The sequence below is a fragment of the Pontibacillus salicampi genome (genome assembly GCF_042434395.1).
Classification (GTDB): Bacteria; Bacillota; Bacilli; order Bacillales; family BH030062; genus Pontibacillus; species Pontibacillus salicampi.
Genome location: NZ_JBHLTP010000012.1, coordinates 55358 through 78222 on the forward strand (window position 1 = coordinate 55358; position 22865 = coordinate 78222).

Below are 22865 nucleotides of genomic sequence, written 5' to 3' on the forward strand. Positions count from 1 at the left end.
AGCATGAATATGGTAAGGAGGCCTGTAGTGGTTCGACCTAGACCGCGCCCCCGACCACGTCCTAGACCAGGTTATCCATTTCTGGGTGGTTTTGCAGGGGGATTAGTTGGTGCATCAATTGGGAGTCAAAATTATCCCTATCCGTATTACCCATATCCACCACCGTACCCATACTATAATTATCCTTATTATTATTAGGAAGGAAAGAGGAGGTTGTTTATCCTCTTCGATTGTTCAAGAAACTCCCATTATCAAAAGAAAGTTCCCCAACTTTTTCCAGAGGGAGGGGAGCTTTCTTTGGTAGGGATGTTCCTATTCGAGAAATGCTGCTTATGTGTCAGGTGTTAATATCATCCTTGTGTGCAGGCAAGAAATCGTTTGTAGATTCTCTTACTCACAAATATTATCAATCCTCTAAAAGATCATGCAACTATTCCTTTGAAAAATATGGTATAAAGGAAGAAAAGAAGTGTCATTTTTCCTACAAAGGGGGATACGCAAGTGACATTAAAACCAAAGCATTCTTTGCATACATTAAAACTAAACAAAAATATTGCCGTTCGGCAATTCACAGACCGTGAAGAGCCGCAGCGCACATTTAAAAGAGCAATGCAAGAGAAGGATGATAACCCTCGTGTGCTCGTTTACTATGGGATAGGTGGCATAGGGAAGAGTCGACTGCTTAAGGAATTAAAACAGCAATCACAACAGTATTATCCTAATAGTATGAATGCTTTTCTGGACTTTAAAGAAGTTAGCCATCATTCTCTTTCTAGATCATTAATTCATTTAAGAGAGCAATTGAAGACATCTCATCGAGTAACGTTTCCAACATTCGACCTAGCTTATGCTGTGTACTGGAAGAAGCTTCATCCTGAAATGAGTCTGAAATCCCAATCTAAAGAGCTCCCATTTATTGAAGAAGGAAGCTTTGTTGGGGATTTGATCAATCAATTAGAGAATATACCACTTGCCCATTGGCTACCAAAGACGTTAAAGCTTATACATGGCTTGTCGAAGTATAAAGAAAGCATAAATTGGTGGTTTGGGAGGGGAAAACAAGTACTGGAGCAATTAGAGGAAATGCTTCCTGGAGAGATAGAAGAACGATTAAGCTTATATTGGGCTTTAGACCTCAAGGATTACCTTCAGCAAAAACCTAAGCCCGCTGTGCTATTTATTGACACCTATGAAGCTCTTTTGGACAACACTAATCAACAGGGTCATTTTTTAGACAAGGATGAGTGGATAAGGCAATTAGTGTTGCAGCTGCCGGAAGTATTATGGGTCATATGTGGAAGGGATAAAATCCAATGGGGGCGTTTAGACGAGGAATGGGAAGAGTACATTGAACAGCATTTAATTGGAGAATTATCTAAAGTAGACAGTGAACAGTTTCTGCTTTCCTGCGGGATTGAGGATCCAGCCATTCGGAATACTATAATGGATACGAGTAAGGGACTTCCTTATTACCTTGATGTATTAATTGATACGTTTTTTGTCCTAAAAGCCACTCATACCCCCACTAAAAATGAATTAACTGCCACAAGAGCACAAATGACACAACGATTACTCCAATATCTTAGTAAGTCAGAACAGGAAACCTTAAAGCTCCTCGCACTGCCACGTTTCTGGGATTTAGATCTATTTCAGTCCCTAGTCAATACATTTAATACAGGTTATCCCATTACTTCTTATACTGAATTATTTCGTTTCTCCTTCATTTCAGAAAGGGAAAATCAAGCCTGGTCTATGCATACGATAATGAGGGAAAGCTTACGGAAATCTCTTCAACAACACCAGCCTATATTATATCAGAAAGTGCATGATTTTCTGCTTCAGTACTACGAAAATCAACTACGTACAGTGGAGCACAAGAGTATCCCTTTTCAGGAAGGAATGTTCCATGCTTTTCAGAATCAACCTATAGAACAAGCTGTTCAATGGACCCTACGAGAAGGAACAAATCTTAAAAATAACGGAGATCTTCTTGTACTGGTAGAAGCTTTTCCGATTATCGAGGAATACCTTACGAATGACATTGCTTCTTCTATTTACGGAGAGGTATATAAACTGTTCGGAGAAACTTTTGCTCTAGTTGGGGAATATCATACCGCAGAGACACTGTACTCTAAATCGATAGACATTTTACAAAAAACGGAAGGGACAATTGGATCTTATGCCTCGGTACGTGTTCTTCTAGGAGAATTAATGGTCCATCAAAGTCAATACGAGCAAGCTCTTACTTACTTTCAGAACGCATTACATCTATTCTCGACTTATGGAGCGATGGAGTTAGAAGAAGCGAGTGTCCATCTGCATCTAGGGAAATTAATAGTGAGGTTCGGAGACTATTCTCAAGCTGTCCATCACTATAAAGAAGCCCTTCAATTATGCGACAAAGTAGAAGAGGTACAGTTGACATATGTGATAAAAGGTATCGCATATGAAAAACTGGGAGAATGTGCAGCTGACCCTTCTGACTCACAACAAGAGAAGTTGTATGAACGTTCTATACTTTATTTAAAAAAAGCTGTACAGAAGGAATATAGCTTCGATCAAGTGCTGACCATGAAACAGTTAGGATTGTCCTATAAAAGATTAGCGGAACATTATTATGAGAAACAACAATGGAAGAAGGCCATATCTATTTATGGGCAGGCTATTGCTATTTATAATCAAGTACTTCAATTGTCACCGTGTCTAATAGATGTGCTCGAAAAGAAAGGACATGCCTCCGTTGATTGCATGAAGGCACAAGTATGCAATAACCAATGGGATAAGGCCATCAACAGCTTTGAGCTTGCAAAGGCTGCCTTTGAAGAAGTGCTAGAGCTTTCCCCAACTCAAGGAGGATCCCGTAACAGACTAGCCTCAGCTTATCGGGAACTAGGTATTCTTTACGCACGGCAAGAAAAATGGGATATGGCTATGGCCTCATTTGAACAAGCAAAAATGAAGCATTTAGAAACGTTGAGGTACACGCCTACATACATCTATAGCCAGAATAGCCTTGGGAAGACCTATTATGCATGGGGAGAAGCTTACGAAAAACAACAAAATAAGCTAAACGCAATAGAAGCATATAGCTTGGCTTTACAAAGCTTTAAGGAAATGCTCACATTGGCGCCCGGAACAAAAGAAGCCGTGCAGTATCGAAATGCACTTAACTCAAAAATGCGAGCATTAAAGAAGTTGTAACGCTTCTAGGTAATCTATCTTAATGAATAAGAATGGAGCTAGTGATAAAAGAGTCTATTTAGTATGAAGACAGGATAATATTTATGTAGTAATACATTTATTGATAATTCTAAATAATGAAGTTCAACTATACTATTGAAATAGTTAGTAAGGACATCTCTACAATATTGATCTATTCACTGCATATTTCAAGGTAAGGTTTTCGTTATGATGATATAGAAATGATCAAGCCTCCTCATCGGTGTTTTTTTCCGGCTGAGGAGGCTTGATTGCAAGTAAGGGTGGTTACAGCTTGTAATAGAGAAAGGTGAAGCTGCAGGGTCTTGTTTATTCACCACCATTTACTTTTTAGAACTATTTTATGGACGGTGGACCTTTCCTTTTTCATCAATGTATATCGTATGAAGAAGAGTGCGCTCAAATGATTTATTATCTGTAGTGTCCCCTTCAATATCCATCATGATATGGTACACACCTTGTCCAGCATTTTTAATAGGCAGTTCTTCCAGTTTATTGAATTTCTCCTTGGTCAGTCTTTGCTGTTTCGTCTTGCCATTCTTACTATATTGAATGATAATATCTCCCTTTATCGTATCCCGCTTAATTTTATTATTATCTGTTTCAACTTCTACTTTTTTGGCTGTGAGGGCTTGCTTATCCAATTTCATTTCGTCATTCAAATCGCTTTCGAAGGAGACCTGCATTAGATAACTCTCTGACTGGTTGTGTTTAGCAAATAATGTCCACTGTCCATCGGAAGGATTATTCACTTTTATTTGGTGATGATAAGCACCCTTGAACATGCTTTCATCCTTAAACACAGAAGAGGGAGTGTACTCCTGATTGTCTGGTCCTATTAATGTTATATTAGAGTTCTCGTATTGTGACATCCAATCTAGCATAATCGTATCCGTTCCTCCTTCAACAGAGAAGGACTCCTCTGTTTGACCGGAATATTGTCCTCCGCGGACTAGAATATTTGCTTCCTCACTAGATTGTTCTTCCCTTGATGTAGAGGCAATTTCTACTTCTGGTGTAATAAACGATTTTTTCAAAGGCTGTATGGTAGGTTGTTTCGTAGATAAATAGGGTTCAAACAAGGGAAAAGTGGAACTCCCTTCTTTAATGGAGGAATGATCCCAATCACTTACTTTAATCTCATTACCATAGGACAATCTAGAGCTTGCTACAGTAACGGCTCCATCATTCTTTCCATATTGGCTGAGGTAAAGACCACCCCAGTATAAGGAACCACCAAAGCTGCCCCAATCTGTACCTCCAAATGTATAGTACGGAGTGAGAGATCGATTAGGGTCGCTATCGGTAATGTCTCGGAAATAACTCATATATCCAGTTTGAAGTGAGTGGGTTGCGTCATTTTTATTTCCAATGATTTCAGCTAACCATCCAGCCCAGCTGGAATAAGCTAAATCTGCTAGTTGTGAACCATGGTGGGGTGTGGAGAGGGTAATGACCTTCTCTACATATTGGTAGGCATCGTGGTGTATTAGTGCAGATTGGGCATCTACACCACCTTTGGAGTGGGTAATCAAGATAACCTTTTGGCCGAAATGCTCATACATTTCTTTTAACTTATCTGATAGCAATTTTCCATTATCCCACATATTTTTAGTAGGATATAAATTAATATAAGCTGTCCAATAATTCTTGTTGTATGTAATCTCATCCATGTTATTATCGTCAATCCAAGTACTAGAAGAGCTATTCAAGCCATGAACAAAAACAAGTGGGTAGGATCCGTCTTTTACTTGATTAGGTATTTCACCAGTAAACCATTCCCCAGGCGTTCCATTAGGGTCACCCTTTCCAAGCTTACCAGCTTCAGCAGGGGCAGCAAAAGAGAACATTAATAGAAAAACAAGTACATACGTAAACGAGAGTCTTTTCATAGTAACCTCCTAAAATTTTTTGAATCTTCTATACTATAAAAAAATAGAGGAGGTACATCAAGGTTATAATTCACCAGTTTTTGAGTGGGAATTTAGCATGCTTTTTTGCTTATTTTATAAAAAGGGGACTAACCATCCAGGACTATGATATTCAATAAATGTATTTTTATGTAATATGAGCTAACTTGAAGAACACTAAAAGGAGCACCTTAATAAGGTGCCCAGCTTGTAGAGAAACCCCCCCCTTGTTTCCTACAAGCTTTTTTCATGTATGCGGGCTGGCAAATACCACTCGCTTTCCGCGGACGAACGCCCGAGCCTCCTCGTGAAACCCACACTCGGGGGTCTCGGATCGCCCGTTTTTCCGCAGGAGTCTCCTGGTATTTGCCAGCCCTTCACCGAAAAAGACTCTCCTTCACCTAACACACCCTTGATAGGTGAAGGGCAATCTTCTTGAGGATCAAGTGAAGGACGACCATTGTCTTCGGAATAGTAAGATCGCACTTTTTCTGGAATGAAGGAGAAGTCTATGTACCGATCGATTTTACGGAGGAGATGGTCTTCAGGAACAAGCTCTTCAATCGTGATCATTTCGATTTCATTTTGACGCTCTTTTTTGGATTGAAACATCGAATCACCTTTCGTTAGAGAATATATAACTAATGTAACAAATTAACGCGGTGAATAATGAAAGTAAAAAGAAATAAATAAGGCTGTCGAGACTTTCTCGACAGCCTTAGCACCTTATTAAGGTGCCTTTTTGGGTAATCATTCAGGTGCTCGATAAACTCCTTCCTCATCATGGACTTCGTCCCCGATCAAAGCAGGGGTAAAGACACAGACTACTCGGAAATTCGTTATAGCACGAACATAGTGTTTTTCATGGTTATCTAGGCAATACATTGTACCTGGGGTAATGCGGTATGTCTCACCATTTTCCACTGTTTCTATTTCAGCTTCGCCTTCAATGCAATACACTGCTTCAATATGGTGTTTATACCATATGTACGTTTCTGTACCAGCTGTTAACACAGTATCATGCAAACTGAAGCCTACATTATCTTCCTGCAATAACAAGCGTCTACTGACCCAGTTATCGTCACTAACTTCTTTCTCTGTTCCAATTATGTCCTCTAATTTCTTCACCTTCATCATTCGTCCTCCTTAACGTAATTGCTGACGCACATTTCGTTTGAATGTTCAGAAATCTTATCATTATAACCTTAATAAACTTCTTCTAAATAGTCAAAGATACGGTTTCTTGAACGAAGCTTCTCTATTGTATAAGGAAAATACTGGGGTGGAAGGGAGGTGTGAAAAGCATAGGAAGGGAATGATATAATAAAAAAAGTATAGTGATGCTTTTGAATATGGTTGCACTGCATGCCCCCTTTAGATATGATGAAAAAGTGGTTGTTGTAAATAGGACAACAACATCATTCTCGTTTTTACTGTTCATCATAGTAATAAAAGGACAAGTTATCCCTATACTTTTTCTTTCCTAAGAAAATGAGAGACTAACTGATAAAGGGTGTATCGAAATGGATTTAGAAAGAAAACATGTACAAACAAAGAAGAAAATAATCGTCCTAGGAGGAGATGGTTTCTGCGGTTGGCCAACCAGCCTTCATTTATCAAATATGGGCCATGACGTAGTAATTATCGATAATCTGTCCAGACGTAATATCGATAATGAACTAGAGGCAGAATCGTTAACACCTATTCAGCCAATGGGTACTAGGCTGAAGGTATGGGAAGAGGTTGCAGGCAAGAAGATTGACTTCATTAATCTCGACATAGCTGAGGAATACGATGATTTGCTGAAAACGCTACATACAGAGAAACCAGATGTTATTGTTCATTTTGCTGAACAGCGTTCTGCACCTTATTCCATGAAATCTCCAAAACATAAGCGCTATACTGTTAACAATAATATTAATACAACTCATAATGTACTATGTGCGATAGCTGAATCTGGATTAGATATTCACCTTGTTCACCTGGGAACTATGGGTGTTTACGGATATGGTACTGCTGGAATGAAGATTCCAGAAGGATATCTGGATATTGAAGTGAAGACTGAAACTGGAGAGAGAATTGAACAACAAATTCTGTATCCAACTAATCCTGGTTCCATTTATCATATGACGAAAACACAGGATCAATTATTATTCCATTACTATAATAAAAATGACGGTTTACGTATCACAGACCTTCATCAAGGTATCGTTTGGGGTACCAATACGGAGGAGACTAAGTTGGATGAGAGACTAATCAACCGTTTTGATTATGACGGAGATTATGGCACTGTTCTAAACCGATTCTTGATGCAGGCTGCGGTTGGTTATCCAATTACGGTTCATGGTACTGGCGGACAGACTAGGGCCTTTATCCATATTCAGGATACCGTCCGTTGTATTGAGCTAGCTATTGAGAACCCTCCACAAATCGAAGAGCGTGTGATGATTTTTAATCAAATGACAGAGACACATCGTGTAAATGATCTCGCTAAACTCGTCAGTGAGTTATCAGGTGGGGAAATAGCCTATGTTTCGAATCCACGGAAAGAAGCGCCAGAGAATGATCTGCACGTTAAAAACGATCTCTTCTTATCCAAGGGTCTTAATCCGACAACGCTAGAGGCAGGATTGTTACAGGAAGTGACAGAAGTAGCTCAGAAATATGCTTATCGTGCAGATTTTTCAAAAATTCCTGCAAAAAGCACATGGACAAAAGAGCAACAGCCTGGCATTCCTGAAGGAGAAGAATAGTTATATATTTATTTCACTAAAAGAAGCATCCAGATGGATAGGATGCTTCTTTTTTGTGTAAAACTCTACTCAATAAATAAGGGAGGGTACCTGTAATTTCATCCCACTTCATGTACAATCGTCTACTATTCATACATCATAATGTAATGATTTTGGCTTGATCACATTGGTCTTTAAAGAATCTTTGTGTAAAAAATGATAATTACAGTCTGCTAGATACTAGTTTGCAGGCAAATTATATAGCTTAGAGGCAATTTCTCGATAGTAAGCATTAATATCGCTCCATCCCACACTATCAGCTACATCGATTCCTACAAAATCAAGATGATCCCACCTTCGCTGCGTAGGGTTAACATTCCAAACTCCTTTAGTTGGCTGGTTACTTATATTCTTGGTGGATGGATGACCAAGTGGATGCTGAGAGGATGGAACACTGACTAATCCATCGTTTGCATACCATGATTGATCTATTCCAAATGCAGAATTGCTATACCGTCCTACATAAAACCCCGTCGAGTAAAAAATAGGATTCATCGTTACAATTGGAAGTCTATATTCTGTAAACACAGAAGGGTTAGTGGCGTCACCAGTATAGGAGAAATAATAGATATCTTCATAGGTGTGTATTTGTTGATTTAACTCTTTGGCCCCTTCTAGAGACAAATCATATTGGGCTGTATCCTCTGTTTCCCAGAATGGATGGTGGAACAAGCGGTCCATATAGGAGAATGCAGATTCATTCGTTTTCTTTTTCAGTCCCCAATGATCTAAATCAAAATCATAATTGATCTGCTCGCCGGTATGGGATTCTGCTAAAGTAATGTATTTCCATACCAATCCTTTTAGAAATGGTATAAAGTCCTCTGATTGATTAGAGACCGGGGAACCATTATGGGGAGTAGCTATGGTTGTCACACTATGAACCCAGCTTTGGTCTCCTTCAAAGAGCGGAGAGATAGGTTCTTCAGATGGGTGATTAGCATGATAGTCTTTCTCCTCCTTACTGCCGCTTTTCAGCATCTCCACTAACATTCTGGCAGTTTGTCCGCCCATACTATGTCCTACTAAGTGAACCTTGTTACCTGCACCAGCATGCTGTTCCACACCAGGATAGGTATCACCAAATCGGCTGTGGTTGTGCTTAGCGGCATGAGCAGCACCATAATCTACTGTACCCCCCTTGATAAATGCATATAATTCCGCAGCACGATCCCTGTTACTAGAAAGTGGCCCCATAGAAGCAACATACGTTTCATACCCATTTCGATTCAACTGACCCTCCACGTCATTTATACCGCCCCAATAATAGAAATTCTTCATTTCTTCTTTCCCCCATCCGGCTACTCCGTGAACGAGAATGATGGGGTAATCGTTGTTTGCAGCCGCGTATGTAACCGCTTTCCTTTCTTGTGACATAAAAACAAAGAAAAATAATACCAAACAGACACTTACTAAACCTTTCATGATATAACACTCTCCTATTAAGAATTTTCTGACTATTACAATATGTAATCATATAGAAAATAAGAGAGTGCTCCAATAGGTAAATAGATTGGTTTACTACTTCCTATTTTCGCTTAGAGAAGGAATGGGTTGAAATACCCACCATCGAATAGAAGCGCTTGTACACCATTGGAAAGCTATCATGTTAGAGTCCTAATGATAAGAGAGGCCTTGCGTTTAGAACAAGAGTGTAGCCTACCCTGCCATGTGGTGCATATGAAGATAAACACATGCAAGAGCTGAAATATTAGTGAAGACATGACTGATATGTTAATCCTCTTCATACCGTTGTTAAATATCCCCCTCAAAAGGGATTTGCCATTGTTTCTTTCATAGAGAAGGAGGTTGACATTTGGCATAGTAATGGGGGGGTGCTTTTGATTATGAAGGCCCGCGCCATTTCACCTATTTATATCTTTACAATGTAGCTAAATTAGCCTCATATTAATGGTGAGTTTATAAATTTTTTTCTGAGAACGGCTACAAGAAGCGTTCGATTTACTGAAAACGTATGCTCATTTTTACGGACCACTGCAGTTTCAAGAAAAAGCAGGGTGAAATAATTTCTGTTGAATAGAGAACTGGATGGTAAGCGAGAAGAATTTCCTTTATAATGGGAAAGAAATCAACAACAGGAAATGGGAGTGCTTCTATGACGTACAACGATGAATATTTCATGAAAATAGCAATTGAACAGGCTTCAAAATCAAGAGCAGAAGGAAACGAACCTTTCGGTGCCATTTTGGTCAAAGATAAAAAGATTGTAAAAATAGCCGAGAACAAAGTACATACCCACTCTGACCCTACTTATCATGCTGAAATAGGGTTGATTAGAGATTTTTGTTCAGAAAATCAGCTATTTGATTTAGGAGATTATACTTTATATACGAGCTGCGAACCTTGCGTGATGTGCTCTGGTGCAATGGTTTGGTCTAATCTTGGTAAAATGGTATATAGCGTTACACACGACCAACTAGCACATATTGCAGGGGATAACATAATGATCCCATGTCTAGAGGTATTTGAAAAGAGCCCGCTAAAGCCTTCCGTTGTCCAACAAGTATTAAATGAAGAAGGCTTAAAGGTATTCGATGGTTACACGTTTGGATAAATAGAATGATAACAAATAGCCCCTGGCATGTTTAGCCAGGGGCTATTTGTTATGTTATGACTTTATCCAAGCGAAATGTAGATAAGGTTCACAAAAGAAATGTACACAAGAAAGGGATTTATTAGTAAATGTGGAAGTCATATATTGTAAGCAGTTTACTATATAACAAAGGGAGGGACTTGGTTATGAAGCTGATTCGTTTATCACTTATGTTAGCATTCATTTTATGGATCATGGCAGGGTGTAGTATATCTACAGATGATAACATTACTATTGAAGCTCGCCCAGATTCTACTTATTCTAATACCTTTAACGAATTATCTCTTGGACCGTTGTTTGATTTTCATTTCACTTTACCTAATGCAGACCAGAGGTGGGTTAGGCTCTGGGTGGAGAGCTATAAAGATGGAGTGAAGGAAGAAGAGCCTTTATCAGAGCTTTCCTACGGGTTGAGTCATAACGAATCAGAACAAGGCCATCTAGGCTTTGGTATCATTAACACGAATGAAGGGAATACCTTGTTCTTTCTATACGGACCAGAGACTAGGTCTGCACCTGAGAGAGTTCCTGCTAACGCAGTCACCATGGATGGCATGGGTAGCTGGCGCTATGCGAATAAGGAAGATCCCATGGAACTAGAAATCGGCGAAACAGAAATATTAGCCGTTTATCGTAAGGCTGAAAATGCTATGAGAAATTTTGATTTTCGGGAGAAGGAGCAGCTAGAGCAGCTACTCGAGGAAGACAGTGCTAATCTACTGTTAAAAATAAGGGTGGAAGAAAGGTGAGACTAGTAAGCAAGGTAAGGTATGAACACTGTGTACGAAAGGGTTGAATTGGCAATGTACCATGATAATAAAGAAAAGGAAATGCCAGACAACAGTCGAGAGCGGTTAAGACAAAAAGAAAGAAACAATAATGCTGCCAGTAATGTAACAGATGGATTCCATCGGTCCAGTAACGGCAGTCTCGTGGATTTAGTAGGAGGCTTAGGGTGGAAGGGTACAGGAATAGTACTGCTTGTTGCTATAATCGGGTTTGTAATCTACTCCTTGTTCTTTAGCTAATAATTATTAACAAAGAAGAAGGGGTTTAAAGCAAAGGAACCCTCAAGCCCCCTTACCAATACAAAAATAGATGCAGCACACTACTGCAAACTATTAAACTCCGTAAAGACAGAATTAGTCTAACAAAAGCGGCCACTATATCTCCAATCTTCTATTTTCCATTATGTTACATATACATAAATGGAAAAGAGAGGAGGAATCCACGTTGAATAGCTCCACAAACCAACACCTAGATTATCCAGAGGGAATGCTACATATCATTCAACACGGCTTAACATATAAATCATCACCAAAAAAGGTGCTCATTATTGGGGGTGGAATGTCTGGACTGGTTTCGGCATCATTACTGAAGCAAGCTGGACATCAGGTAACAATATTAGAGGGTAATATTCGTATTGGGGGAAGAGTATATACGGTCAGAAACCCTTTCACATCAGGGAATTATCTGGATGTAGGAGCTATGAGAATTCCTGATACACATCCGTTAGTATTCGAATATATAAGACGTTTTCAATTACCGCTCAACCACTTCCTTAACTCTACGCCTGTAGATTTAATCTACGTAAATAACATATTAACTACAAGACAAGAATACGAGAGAAATCCAGATATTTTAGAATTTCCCGTAAATGACAATGAGAAGGGAAAGACTGCTACAGAGCTTTTTCTAGAAGCTACTCAGCCATTTCTCGATCTTTATGCCAACAGTACTACTAAAGAACAAGAAAAACTAAGAGAACAATTCTCTGAATATTCAATGGGGGAATATCTCGAATATAATCCGCTCGGAAAACCGTTATCAAAAAATGCTATAAGAAGTATTGGTGTAATGCTTGGACTTGAGGGGTTTCCAGAATTCTCGTTCGTGGACATTCTGACTGACATTATCTTTCCGATATTCAGTAAACAAGTAAAATTCTTTGAAATTGAAGGAGGGAATGATCGGTTACCTTTATCATTCCAAAACCAACTGGGATCTGATATTCGTTTGAACCGTAAAGTGGACAAAATCTATCAGAACAAAGATAGTGTACACATTCAAGCGAAAGATCTAATTTCAGGAAGGTGGCATCATTATGAAGGGGATTATGCCATCATCACAATCCCGTTTCCCGTTTTTCAGCTTATAGATGTCTATCCTTATCGTTCCATTTCATTTGATAAATGGCAGATTATTAGAGAACTTGTTAACCTTCCTGCCATAAAAGTTGGCATAGAATTTAAAAGCCGCTTTTGGGAAAAAGCAAGAGTAGGGAATGCTATAACAGATTTTCCTTCCCGTTTTTCCTATATCCCCAGTCATGGGCTTGGAACAAATGGAGCAGCAGTATTATTAGCAAGTTATAGCTGGGGACAAGATGCTATTATTTGGGGAAGCTTACCCAAAAAGGAATTAGTCCGAGAGCTGTTAGATGATTTAGCCAGAATATATGGTACCGTTGTATATACCCAATACATGAATGCATTCGCCTATAATTGGATGGATAATCCATTTTCTGCAGGGGCTTTTACATTGTTTCTTCCAGGTCAAGGAAGGGATTTCTCAGATGTGATAAAACGACCAGAAGGCAGACTCCATTTTGCAGGGGAGCACACATCCTCATTCCACGGTTGGATAGAGGGTGCCATTGAATCGGGGGTAAGGACTGCCTATGAAATAAATATACGAAAGTAGGGTTGTTCCGCTAAAATCGTTATATCCATTAGCAACACCGTCCTTTCCCACGTTGTAGGGGGAAAGAGGAGTGGAAGCATACAGTAAAATCAATTACAGCATGAAAAGAGCCATATTATAAAGGAGGTGGAATGTTATGAATTCTTTTTTGAAAAGGATAGGCACCGCTTATTTACCAGTATCAAACGTAGGAGCATCATCAAAATGGTATCAAGAACATTTAGATGCCATCGAAAATTTCCGTTCAGATGATAAAGCAATTCTTGCCTTCGCAAATCAGAGTTTCTTTCTCATAAAATCTCAAGAAGGACAGAACTTACAATTTCTCGATAACAGTGGAAAGCAACATTGTCCATTCACCTTTGAGGTAGATGGAATGGATCAACTAAGAAAGTTTCACCATTATCTAATAAATGCAGGTATATCAGTAGGAAAAATAGAAGACCGAGGGCATCCTGGCTATAATTTTGTATTTTATGATCCAGACGGAAATGCTTTTGACGTTTGGAGTGAATTAAGTCCAGATTTTAATATGCGTTATGATTGATAATAGTCTTTCTGATTTAATTGAATATATTTACTAGATTTCTTTATACATAAAATTATATGGTGTTTTTTGTACAATATTAATTTGCCTCATTATCCTTCCAATAGTATTGGGTATAAGAAAAAGTTGCATTAGATGATGATAATGTACTTGAGAAATAATCATGATAAAGTACTACACAAGTGGAATGATGATGATGGTAAACACGTCTTTCTCCAAAACGAACTCTATTATACTCCATAGTATATAATGAGTTTATAGAGTATATTTTTTAAAGGAATATACTTATTCTATTGAAATGAAGTAGAGAGGATAGGAGAGAAATTATTTAATATAAAAATAACAGGTGATGATAAGATGGACATTACAGTTGATTCTTTAACGTACGAAGACAGTAAACCATTATTTGATTTTGAATATAATAATCGCGCTTATTTTGAGAAGATGGTCCCTAGTCGCGGAAATACTTACTATCAATATGAGACCTTTCTAAAGCAGCAAATAGCTATATTGCATGAACAAGAGCAAGGAATAGCTTATTTCTATTTAATTAAGGATAGAGGAGGTAACATTTTAGGCAGGATGAACTTAGTGAACATTGACCGAATTCACCATACAGGATACATAGGCTATAGAATGGGAGAGGAGCATACAGGGCAAGGGGTTGCGCAGAAAGCCTTACTTCTATTCATGAATACAATAAAACATAAAGGGATCTCCTTGGTCTATGCAAAGACTACTACTAATAATATAGCTTCCCAGAGGATCTTAGAGAAAAATGATTTTAGTAAAGTGGAACATAACGATGAGAGATTTGAAATGAATGGCGAAGCTGTAAAGTTCGTTCACTATAAACGCTATTTATAACACAAAACACTAACGATTTAGGAGGAAAACATGGAGGATAAGGATAATGTATTTGAAAAGCTGGCTAAACAATATGACTCAGAAGAGAGAGTTGAATTAGCACAAAGGTCAAGCTTAATCGAAATAGGGTTTAACTCTACCAGAAGAATCAAGATGCCTCCATGTTTATATCAAGCAGTCTTAAGGGATAAGGTAAGTAAAATTACAATACTGAAAGAACGGGGGGTACACTTCTCCTTGGTATAATAGGAACAAGGAGAAAAACATGATGCATATCAAGTATGACATAGTTACAGAGGACAATATAGATTTCTTAGAGGAATTATGCAATAAATTAATGACATTCCAAGCAGACCATGCAACTATACGCCCTGATATATTGGCTAGCATGGATTTCAATAACAGATTGAAAATAGATTATGAGAACAGCACAAGGAAGCATATGGTAGTAGCATTTGATAAAGAAATGCCGGTTGGGTTTGCTTTTGCCACAATCGGATTGGTAACAGAGAAAAATAAACAAGTTAGACCTCCTTGGGCAGAGCAACTGGAAGGGATTGGGTTCTATCCAGAAACCTATAAAGTACCGAAAACTATAGGAACTTTCAAATTGCTATACGTAGATGCTAATTATAGAACGCATCATATTGGAGACCGTTTAACCCGTATGATTATGAAGTGGCTAAACAGCCATAACGATGTAGAGGATTTATGGGTTTATGTAGCAAACGGCAATGAGACAGTAGGAAAGTTTTATGAAAAACATGGTTTTCTATACAATCACAGTGTTTTTAATGGTTTCATTGACGCGTATCGCCTACAAAAGGGATAAGCCAATGAAAATAACTACTAAAATGAATAGTAACCATACAAATAGGGAGGCATGAGGATATGCATCAGAAAATGGAAAGAGGGAAGTCTATTAAACATTTTGGAAAAGTACAATTAGTAGGCTTTAGAGTACTTTGCGATGGGGAAAAATATATCGAAGAAATCCCAAAAGCTGCTTCGGAGTTAAAAGAAAGAACAACAGAAATTAGTAATATCGTACACCCTGTTCAACAAATAGGAGCATTCATTGTTGATACCCCCACACCAGATAAAGATGGATATTGGATTGGGGTTCCAGTCAGCAAATATGATAATATCCCTTCTAATATGATAACCTTAACCATTCCATCACAAAAGTATGCATCTATACTACACAAAGGACCAAACAATCAGATACAATCCAGCTATGCAGAATTACATAAATGGATGGAATGTAATGAGTATCCCCGTTCTAATCATAGTTGGAATATAGAACTGTACCAAGAAAATAACGACCCCGCACATACTTCAAATGTTCATGTAGAGTTATGCGACTCTATGATGTAAATTACTTTTTATTATGCTAATGGGAAGGTTAATGTCAACATTCATAATAAAAACATACATTAGGCATTTAGTTTAATTTCTGATTGGTTTAAGGATAAGTGAGGTTATGAGGAAGATCTGTTTAGTTGGGATTCAATCCAGCTTCAAGCTGCTATTTATGCCTCAACAAAACAAGCTAGCCTCTCATTGAAGAAAGACTAGCTTGTTTATGCCACATGGTTATGCGATTATTTAACCCATTCATCAATTACATCTTGATTTTCTTCCACCCATTTTTCGGCTCCATTTATAGGCTCCTCGGCATCTTGTACATATTCTATAAGCTGACCGATTTGATCGTCATTCATCTTCCAATTTTTAAACCATTCGCTTACGTCTGGATACTCGTCTGCAAATCCTTGTTTAGTAGCATGGTGAATCTTTTCTACACCACCAAATGTGTTTTGAGGATCCTCTAGAAATTTCAAGTCATATTTGGAGAATACCCAGTGTGGGCTCCAAAGTGGTGCTACGATTGGTTCTTCGTTTTCAATAGCTTCTCCTATTTCAGTTATCATCGCAGATTCGGAGCTTGATAGTAATTCATAATCAAGCTCATAATCTTTAATTAGTTGTTCCGTAACCTCCATCGTACCTGCGCCAGGATCAAATCCTACAATTTCACCTTCAAATTTTTCTTTATGTTCCTTCAAGTCTTCTACGCTATTCACTTCTTCTAAATAAGCTGGAACAACTAGTCCCACTTTAGCCGTGTCATACCACGTAGCATCTGAGAAATTCACCGTATCTTGATATTTTTCTAAATAATTAGCATCCTGAACTGGCAGCCATATTTCCAAACTAGCATCTAAATCGCCAGTTTCCAGTGCTCTCATCGTAGTACCCATATTTAAATTGTTGAATTCAACACTATACCCCTTATCTTCTAAAATGACCTTCCACATGTTTGTTACCGCAATATTTTCTGCCCAATTAATTTGGCCAATTACTAGCTCTTTGCTGCCTTCCTCTGAATCTCCACTGGATTGATCACTGCTTGCTTCCTCATTAGCGCTCCCACATGCTGTAAGCACTGTGATTAGTAGTACCGCTAACATAAAACTAAATCTTCTTCTCCACATATTCAATGTAAAACCTCTCCTTTATTCTGTGATAATCTATTCAACGTATTAGTAACGTTAAATTTGTTAAGAAAAAATTTAATGAAGATGCTAAAAAAATATCTTATTCTTTCAAAGTGAATTTATCCAATATGTTCAGGTAGTCTATCGTTTCTTCCTATAGACTACCCGAAACCGATTTGTGCCTAATCTTTCGGTAAGAACTCGAAGATCTTTCCGCTTCTTATACTTTCCACTAACTCACTCAACCAGTGATAGTAAGTTTTTGATTCCTCTAATTGATCATAGTATTTCTTTGCTTCAGCCACAATACCTGGTGTGCTGTTAGGGTCCTTTATAACATTGATGAAATCTTCTTGCGCTTCCTCAATAGCACTCATATTCATTTTCACCTCACGTTCCCACATTTGACAATAAAAAGCCATAAAGGAACGGAAGAAATCTTTCTCAGCTACATAAGTATGTTTCCTTGAACCGCGTGTGAATGTTTTTTTAACCATTTCGATTTCTTGCAGCCTGCGAACACTAGTACTCATGCTCGGTTTGCTCATCCCGAGCTCTGTCCGCATTTCATCTAGTGTCATCTGATCCTTAAAGTACATAGTCGCATATAAGTTTGCAGCAGCTGGAGTTACTCCATATAAATCCATTGTCTCTGCAATGGCGCCAATAACCTTATCCTGGGCTTCAGCTAATTTCGTGCTAGGTCTTTCAGTAGATTCACTCATAAGGTCGCTCCTTCAACATACAGTAAATCATGTTAAATATTTTTCAAATATTCTTCACGAACTTATGTTAACGCTTATAAATAAAATGTCAAATGCAAATCTTAAATTTAGGAGTTGAAAATGTCCATCACCCTACAAACCGTAACCATTTATATATTTCTTTAAGCTCTGAAAATATATACTCTCGTTTTTGACATGTTTGAGAAGACATGGTAACGTTTAATTTGTTAAATAAATTCTTAATAAACTTAACTCAGACACAAAATAGGAGTTGATTACAATGAATCTCAACCTACAGCACTACATTAATGGGGAATGGATAGGTGCAGAATCCGAAAATAAACGACAAATAATAAATCCATATAACCAAGAAATTATTGCAGTTGTTCCAGAAGGCAATGAATCAGAGGCAAAAGCAGCAATTGCTGCTGCAAGAGAGGCATTTGATAACGGAGAATGGGCAACGACCCCGGCAACTGAACGAGGAGCGATTGTAACGAAGATTGCTGAATTGATTGAAAGAGATAAAGAAGAATTGGCTGAATTAGAATCTTTAGATACTGGTAAGACAGTAGAAGAAAGCAGAGGAGACATGGTTGATATTGCAGGAGTGTTCCGCTATTATGGCCAGCTCGCTGACAAAGATGGGGGAGAGTTGATTGATTCTCCAGTGCCAAATTCTATAAGTAAAGTGGTTCACGAACCAGTAGGTGTTTGTGGCCAGATCACACCTTGGAATTATCCTTTACTGCAAGCATCCTGGAAGCTCGCCCCAGCTCTCGCTACAGGAAATACGTTGATCATGAAGCCGAGTGAGATTACACCGCTTACTACTATTAAAGTATTTGAACTAATAGAGGAGGCAGAAGTACCGGCTGGAGTTGCAAATCTCGTTCTTGGAGCAGGTGCTACAGTTGGAGCAGAATTATCCAGCAATGTGGATGTAGACCTTATTTCTTTTACAGGTGGCATTGAAACTGGAAAGAAAATTATGCAAGCAGCAAGCGGGAATGTAAAGAAGCTCGCCCTTGAGCTTGGCGGAAAGAACCCTAACATAATTTTTGCTGACACGGATCTGGACCTGGCTGTTGATCAAGCGATGAATGGAGTATTCTTCCATGCAGGACAAATATGCTCCGCAGGCACAAGATTAATTGTTGAAGAAGGCATCCATGATACATTCGTGAACGCACTCGTTGAACGGGTAAAGCAATTCAAGCTGGGAAGTGGATTTGAGGAGGGAACTCAAATGGGACCACTCATTTCAGCTGAACATCTGGCAAAAGTAGAAAAGTATGTAGAAACAGGTATGAAAGAAGGCGCTACACTAGCTGTTGGTGGAGCGCGTCCAGAGAATCCAGCATTACAGAATGGATTTTTCTACTTACCTACCATTTTCACAAACTGTACAACTGATATGGACATTGTTCAGGAAGAAGCATTTGGGCCGATAATCACAGTCGAAAAATTCAGTTCAGAACAAGAAGCCGTGAAGCTGGCAAACGACTCTATTTATGGACTTGCTGGCGGAGTTTTCACAAACGACATAGCCAAGGCTGAACGCTGTGCTGCAAAGATGCGCATGGGGACTGTTTGGATTAATGAATTTAACCTTTATTTCCCACACGCACCGTGGGGTGGGTATAAACAATCTGGTATTGGACGTGAGCTAGGTAAGCTAGGGATAGAAGAATATACTGAAACAAAACATATATTCCAAAACCTAAAACCGGAGCCTCTTCATTGGTTTTAAGCTACCAATCTATGAATCATAGAAGACATTTTGTAAGTAAAACAATATATCATCACATTTAAATATCTAAATTTGTAAAGGTAATAAGGGGAAGTAAGTCTTCTCTTAGAGATTGAAACCCTTCCATTGCAACTACGACACAAGGGGGAACAGATAATGAGTGAATCATATGATATTGTTATCGTCGGAGGCGGAAGCGCAGGGTCTGTACTCAGCAACCGTCTCAGTGAGGATGGAAATAAGAGTGTTTTGGTATTAGAAGCAGGACGTCATGATTATTCCTGGGACCTATTAATTCAAATGCCGGCAGCTTTGCCATTTCCTGCCGGGAAAAGTCTCTATGATTGGAAGTACGAGTCAGATCCGGAGCCACACATGAACGGACGGAGAATTAAACATGCTCGAGGAAAAGTACTTGGGGGCTCCAGCTCCATCAATGGGATGATTTATCAAAGAGGAAACCCAATGGATTACCAACGTTGGGGAGCTGATGAAGGCATGGACAACTGGGATTTTGCCCACTGCCTTCCTTATTTCAAACGCCTTGAAAATGCATTAGGGTCACCGAATGACGACCTTCGCGGTCACGATGGACCTATAAAATTAGAAAGAGGCCCAGCCAAAAATCCTTTGTTCCAGGCCTTTTTTGACTCAGCAGTAGAGGCAGGTTACTCCCGAACTCCTGATGTTAATGGCTTTCGCCAAGAAGGCTTTGGTCCATTTGATAAGCATGTGTACAAAGGCCAGCGTATGTCCGCCTCAAGAGCGTATCTCCACCCAGTAATGGACCGGGAGAACCTGACCGTGAAAACTCGTGCTTTTGTGAAGAGTATTGATTTCGACGGAACTCGTGCTAAAGGCGTGACGTATCAAAGAAACGGACAAATTCATCAGGTACAAGCAGGGGAAGTCATCCTTGCAGGTGGTGCTATCAACACCCCACAGCTTCTTCAGCTATCAGGAGTGGGAGAAGCGGAACACCTTCAATCACTTGGTATTAAGCCAGTTGTAGACCTACCAGGTGTAGGAGAAAACCTTCAGGACCATCTTGAAGTGTATATTCAACATGCTTGTCCAGAGCCGGTTTCCGAACAACCGAACTTAAGTAAAGTACGTATGCCTTGGATTGGTTTGCAGTGGATGCTTGGACGAACAGGACCAGCAGCGACTAACCATTTCGAAGGAGGAGGCTTTGTGCGTTCAAACGAAGAAGTGGAATACCCGAATTTAATGTTCCACTTCCTCCCTGTAGCGGTAAGATACGATGGCCAAAAAGCAGAAACAAAACACGGATTTCAAGTGCACATTGGACCAATGTACTCCGATGCCCGTGGATCCTTAAAAATTCGCTCCACAGACCCTAAAGAGCATCCAAGCATGGTCTATAACTATCTTTCTACAGAGCAAGACCGACGTGAGTGGGTGGAAGCCGTCCGAATTACTCGAGAAATTATGTCTCAACCAGCAATGAAATCCTATAACGCTGGCGAAATTTCACCGGGCCCTTCCGTCCAAACGGATGAGGAAATCTTAGAATGGGTAAAGGAAGATGCAGAAACGGCACTCCACCCATCTTGTACAGCTAAAATGGGACCTGCTTCAGATCCAATGGCTGTAGTAGACCCTAACACCATGAAGGTACACGGACTCGACAATGTAAGAGTGGTAGACGCCTCAGCCATGCCTTATGTGACGAACGGTAATATCCATGCACCTGTTTTAATGTTGGCGGAAAAAGCAGCAGACCTAATTCTTGGACGAAAACCATTAGATCCAATCCATGCCGATTTCTATCGACATGGAGTCCACCCTGCAGATGCAGGTACAGCATCTAAAACAAAATAACATAATCCAGACGAGAAAGCCTCTTTCGCTAATGTATTATTACTGTTAATGCATTATGGGAGAAGGCTTTCTCTTTTTTTGCCTAATAGTACTAGAAAGAGGATTATAAAGGGAATGCCTGAAATAGAAATGGTTAAAACTGATATGCTCGGTAAAGAAGAAACAGACACATATTTAATGGAGATATGGATTCCAATTACATGAGAAGTTTGAGAAAAAGAAAATTTGTTATTATACAATTGAAGGAGATATGTTATCTGGAAAAGAATAGTGTACATTGTGATATACCGCAAGCGCTAAATAGAAGTCTCTCTATTAAATTTCTGGTGACATTAACTCCAATTCTTCGTGAAGCGTATTAGCAAAGTTTCATTATGTTAGGTGTGATAAAGTTGATAAAAGACAGTTTAAACAGTACTATTATGACATTTAGTATTTCATGTTTTTTTATATTTGGCATAATAAGTCCGACAGAATTTGTAAATACAGACTTTAATTCTTTTCATAGTATCATAACTAGTTTTTCAGTGATTTCCTACCTCTTGTTTCTTGGGGTTTTTATTTTAGCTTTTCCACTATCACTACTTACGAATATATTGTTAAGCAAAGTTCAAATGAAAGAAAATATTTGGGCGTATAAATTCATTATTTATATAATGGTAGCATTAATATTCAGTGTCATCTATGCACTACCTCTATATGGAATGAGCTTCTTTTCGATCATAGTGGCTGTGCTTTTTTCTTTATTGAAGTACTCATAAGCAGGCTCAAGCCAACCTATGCGAAGTCTATATATATTGGCTCTTCCTACCTTATGACCATTATAATTTTCGTAATACTAGCAACGAATGTAATCAATAATTAGCATCAAAGTATTTGAGGATTATTTATCTGGACAAAACAATACATATAAGCATGCATGCAGGATTACTAAATAGTATTCTATTAATGGAAGGAATTTGGTGAAGAATGGAGTCAATAATGAGTGATTAAAGGGGGATTATATGAGTAATAAGCAGTATTATGCTATTCTAACCCCAACGATAATACTCGGATTGTTACTAATTATTAACTTCCCATCTAGTGAAATGTACGTCATGTCAGCCTTAATTTTATTTAGTTGCTATGCTTCTTGGAAGGATCTAAGGAAGAGGGCGTTAGAAGCTGACGGAGAAGAGGAGATAAGGCGAGCGATAACTCCCTTCATCCTACTAGTAATGATATTCGTTCTTTTTGTTGTTTCGATTTTAGACTAATTGAAAATGTGTTGTAAAAAGCTTTTTGACTGAGTCTCTGTACTAGGACGAATCCTTACATTAGGATTCGTTCTATTTCTATTGTAGGCATCATCTTCCCTTTACATTTTACACTTGAGAAAGGTTTATGATG

At 38.8% G+C, this 22865-nt stretch carries 20 protein-coding genes and 1 pseudogene; 15 read left to right on the forward strand and 6 right to left on the reverse strand.

Going from position 1 to position 22865, the window contains the following annotated elements; translation table 11 throughout:
* Nucleotides 1–9: 9 nt before the first annotated feature.
* Both ACFFGV_RS20880 and ACFFGV_RS15010 read left to right on the forward strand, forming a co-directional pair.
* On the forward strand, nucleotides 10–198 hold the full coding sequence (locus ACFFGV_RS20880) for a hypothetical protein (RefSeq protein ID WP_512700588.1): 189 nt from the start codon (nucleotides 10–12) through the stop codon (nucleotides 196–198).
* 303 nt (nucleotides 199–501) lie between these two features.
* Complete coding sequence (locus ACFFGV_RS15010; protein WP_377349438.1) at nucleotides 502–3201, forward strand: tetratricopeptide repeat protein; 2700 nt, start codon at nucleotides 502–504, stop codon at nucleotides 3199–3201.
* A gap of 359 nt (nucleotides 3202–3560) precedes the next feature.
* Here ACFFGV_RS15010 and ACFFGV_RS15015 read toward each other — a convergent pair whose 3' ends face one another.
* From ACFFGV_RS15015 to ACFFGV_RS15025, 3 genes and pseudogenes are all read right to left on the reverse strand, one after another.
* Nucleotides 3561–5111 carry an esterase/lipase family protein gene (locus tag ACFFGV_RS15015; protein ID WP_377349440.1) on the reverse strand — a complete coding sequence of 517 codons (1551 nt, stop codon included), beginning with the start codon at nucleotides 5109–5111 and terminating at the stop codon, nucleotides 3561–3563.
* A gap of 456 nt (nucleotides 5112–5567) precedes the next feature.
* Nucleotides 5568–5741: pseudogene (locus tag ACFFGV_RS15020) on the reverse strand (transposase); the annotation flags it as partial.
* A 138-nt stretch (nucleotides 5742–5879) separates the two neighbouring features.
* Nucleotides 5880–6263 (reverse strand): ectoine synthase, encoded by a 384-nt coding sequence (locus ACFFGV_RS15025; RefSeq protein ID WP_377349443.1) that lies wholly within the window; start codon nucleotides 6261–6263, stop codon nucleotides 5880–5882.
* Between the two features lie 389 nt (nucleotides 6264–6652).
* Here ACFFGV_RS15025 and ACFFGV_RS15030 point away from each other — a divergent pair, with 389 nt between their 5' ends.
* Complete coding sequence (locus ACFFGV_RS15030) at nucleotides 6653–7882, forward strand: NAD-dependent epimerase/dehydratase family protein (RefSeq protein WP_377349445.1); 1230 nt, start codon at nucleotides 6653–6655, stop codon at nucleotides 7880–7882.
* Nucleotides 7883–8101: 219 nt separating this feature from the next.
* Here the strand turns inward: ACFFGV_RS15030 and ACFFGV_RS15035 are convergent, their stop codons facing one another.
* Complete coding sequence (locus tag ACFFGV_RS15035) at nucleotides 8102–9346, reverse strand: esterase/lipase family protein (RefSeq protein ID WP_377349447.1); 1245 nt, start codon at nucleotides 9344–9346, stop codon at nucleotides 8102–8104.
* A 691-nt stretch (nucleotides 9347–10037) separates the two neighbouring features.
* Here ACFFGV_RS15035 and ACFFGV_RS15040 point away from each other — a divergent pair.
* From ACFFGV_RS15040 to ACFFGV_RS15080, 9 genes are all read left to right on the forward strand, one after another.
* The gene (locus tag ACFFGV_RS15040) at nucleotides 10038–10496 is read left to right on the forward strand and encodes a nucleoside deaminase (RefSeq protein ID WP_377349449.1); all 459 of its coding nucleotides are present in this window, start codon (nucleotides 10038–10040) and stop codon (nucleotides 10494–10496) included.
* A gap of 185 nt (nucleotides 10497–10681) precedes the next feature.
* Complete coding sequence (locus ACFFGV_RS15045) at nucleotides 10682–11284, forward strand: hypothetical protein (protein WP_377349452.1); 603 nt, start codon at nucleotides 10682–10684, stop codon at nucleotides 11282–11284.
* A gap of 21 nt (nucleotides 11285–11305) precedes the next feature.
* Nucleotides 11306–11563 carry a DUF6366 family protein gene (locus ACFFGV_RS15050; protein WP_377349454.1) on the forward strand — a complete coding sequence of 86 codons (258 nt, stop codon included), beginning with the start codon at nucleotides 11306–11308 and terminating at the stop codon, nucleotides 11561–11563.
* 205 nt (nucleotides 11564–11768) lie between these two features.
* A complete protein-coding gene (locus ACFFGV_RS15055; RefSeq protein ID WP_377349456.1) occupies nucleotides 11769–13238 on the forward strand; it encodes a flavin monoamine oxidase family protein in 1470 nt (489 codons plus the stop codon).
* Nucleotides 13239–13374: 136 nt separating this feature from the next.
* Nucleotides 13375–13785: a VOC family protein gene (locus ACFFGV_RS15060; protein ID WP_377349458.1), complete on the forward strand. Its 411-nt coding sequence runs from the start codon at nucleotides 13375–13377 to the stop codon at nucleotides 13783–13785.
* A 357-nt stretch (nucleotides 13786–14142) separates the two neighbouring features.
* On the forward strand, nucleotides 14143–14652 hold the full coding sequence (locus ACFFGV_RS15065) for a GNAT family N-acetyltransferase (RefSeq protein WP_377349461.1): 510 nt from the start codon (nucleotides 14143–14145) through the stop codon (nucleotides 14650–14652).
* Between the two features lie 30 nt (nucleotides 14653–14682).
* Nucleotides 14683–14898: a hypothetical protein gene (locus ACFFGV_RS15070; RefSeq protein WP_377349464.1), complete on the forward strand. Its 216-nt coding sequence runs from the start codon at nucleotides 14683–14685 to the stop codon at nucleotides 14896–14898.
* Between the two features lie 19 nt (nucleotides 14899–14917).
* Nucleotides 14918–15484, forward strand: a complete 567-nt coding sequence (locus ACFFGV_RS15075; RefSeq protein WP_377349466.1) for a GNAT family N-acetyltransferase — start codon at nucleotides 14918–14920, stop codon at nucleotides 15482–15484.
* Nucleotides 15485–15543: 59 nt separating this feature from the next.
* On the forward strand, nucleotides 15544–16029 hold the full coding sequence (locus tag ACFFGV_RS15080) for a GyrI-like domain-containing protein (RefSeq protein ID WP_377349469.1): 486 nt from the start codon (nucleotides 15544–15546) through the stop codon (nucleotides 16027–16029).
* A gap of 227 nt (nucleotides 16030–16256) precedes the next feature.
* On the opposite strand, the gene ACFFGV_RS15085 is transcribed toward ACFFGV_RS15080, so the two are convergent.
* Together ACFFGV_RS15085 and cudC are read right to left on the reverse strand one after the other, a co-directional pair.
* On the reverse strand, nucleotides 16257–17150 hold the full coding sequence (locus ACFFGV_RS15085) for a glycine betaine ABC transporter substrate-binding protein (protein WP_377349764.1): 894 nt from the start codon (nucleotides 17148–17150) through the stop codon (nucleotides 16257–16259).
* 185 nt (nucleotides 17151–17335) lie between these two features.
* Entirely contained in the window at nucleotides 17336–17878 is a 543-nt protein-coding gene (gene cudC / locus ACFFGV_RS15090) for a choline uptake/conversion transcriptional regulator CudC (RefSeq protein WP_377349471.1), read from the reverse strand.
* Between the two features lie 280 nt (nucleotides 17879–18158).
* On the opposite strand from cudC, the gene betB reads away from it, so the two are divergent.
* The 3 genes from betB (at nucleotide 18159) to ACFFGV_RS15105 (ending at nucleotide 22732) form a co-directional block, all read left to right on the forward strand.
* Complete coding sequence (betB, locus tag ACFFGV_RS15095; protein ID WP_377349473.1) at nucleotides 18159–19631, forward strand: betaine-aldehyde dehydrogenase; 1473 nt, start codon at nucleotides 18159–18161, stop codon at nucleotides 19629–19631.
* Nucleotides 19632–19787: 156 nt separating this feature from the next.
* Nucleotides 19788–21476, forward strand: coding sequence for a choline dehydrogenase (betA, locus tag ACFFGV_RS15100; protein WP_377349476.1), 1689 nt, complete (start codon nucleotides 19788–19790; stop codon nucleotides 21474–21476).
* Between the two features lie 1004 nt (nucleotides 21477–22480).
* A complete protein-coding gene (locus ACFFGV_RS15105) occupies nucleotides 22481–22732 on the forward strand; it encodes a hypothetical protein (protein ID WP_377349478.1) in 252 nt (83 codons plus the stop codon).
* The last annotated feature ends 133 nt before the right edge of the window (nucleotides 22733–22865 follow it).

Excerpts from the sequence above, each read along its gene's own strand:
- ACFFGV_RS20880 (WP_512700588.1), top strand. The coding sequence starts at position 10 with ATGGTAAGGAGGCCTGTAGTGGTTCGACCTAGACCGCGCCCCCGACCA.
- ACFFGV_RS15015 (WP_377349440.1), bottom strand. The coding sequence starts at position 5,111 with ATGAAAAGACTCTCGTTTACGTATGTACTTGTTTTTCTATTAATGTTC.
- ACFFGV_RS15025 (WP_377349443.1), bottom strand. The coding sequence starts at position 6,263 with ATGAAGGTGAAGAAATTAGAGGACATAATTGGAACAGAGAAAGAAGTT.
- ACFFGV_RS15030 (WP_377349445.1), top strand. The coding sequence starts at position 6,653 with ATGGATTTAGAAAGAAAACATGTACAAACAAAGAAGAAAATAATCGTC.
- ACFFGV_RS15035 (WP_377349447.1), bottom strand. The coding sequence starts at position 9,346 with ATGAAAGGTTTAGTAAGTGTCTGTTTGGTATTATTTTTCTTTGTTTTT.
- ACFFGV_RS15040 (WP_377349449.1), top strand. The coding sequence starts at position 10,038 with ATGACGTACAACGATGAATATTTCATGAAAATAGCAATTGAACAGGCT.
- ACFFGV_RS15045 (WP_377349452.1), top strand. The coding sequence starts at position 10,682 with ATGAAGCTGATTCGTTTATCACTTATGTTAGCATTCATTTTATGGATC.
- ACFFGV_RS15050 (WP_377349454.1), top strand. The coding sequence starts at position 11,306 with ATGAACACTGTGTACGAAAGGGTTGAATTGGCAATGTACCATGATAAT.
- ACFFGV_RS15060 (WP_377349458.1), top strand. The coding sequence starts at position 13,375 with ATGAATTCTTTTTTGAAAAGGATAGGCACCGCTTATTTACCAGTATCA.
- ACFFGV_RS15065 (WP_377349461.1), top strand. The coding sequence starts at position 14,143 with ATGGACATTACAGTTGATTCTTTAACGTACGAAGACAGTAAACCATTA.
- ACFFGV_RS15070 (WP_377349464.1), top strand. The coding sequence starts at position 14,683 with ATGGAGGATAAGGATAATGTATTTGAAAAGCTGGCTAAACAATATGAC.
- ACFFGV_RS15075 (WP_377349466.1), top strand. The coding sequence starts at position 14,918 with ATGATGCATATCAAGTATGACATAGTTACAGAGGACAATATAGATTTC.
- ACFFGV_RS15080 (WP_377349469.1), top strand. The coding sequence starts at position 15,544 with ATGCATCAGAAAATGGAAAGAGGGAAGTCTATTAAACATTTTGGAAAA.
- ACFFGV_RS15085 (WP_377349764.1), bottom strand. The coding sequence starts at position 17,150 with ATGTGGAGAAGAAGATTTAGTTTTATGTTAGCGGTACTACTAATCACA.
- cudC (WP_377349471.1), bottom strand. The coding sequence starts at position 17,878 with ATGAGTGAATCTACTGAAAGACCTAGCACGAAATTAGCTGAAGCCCAG.
- betB (WP_377349473.1), top strand. The coding sequence starts at position 18,159 with ATGAATCTCAACCTACAGCACTACATTAATGGGGAATGGATAGGTGCA.
- betA (WP_377349476.1), top strand. The coding sequence starts at position 19,788 with ATGAGTGAATCATATGATATTGTTATCGTCGGAGGCGGAAGCGCAGGG.
- ACFFGV_RS15105 (WP_377349478.1), top strand. The coding sequence starts at position 22,481 with ATGAGTAATAAGCAGTATTATGCTATTCTAACCCCAACGATAATACTC.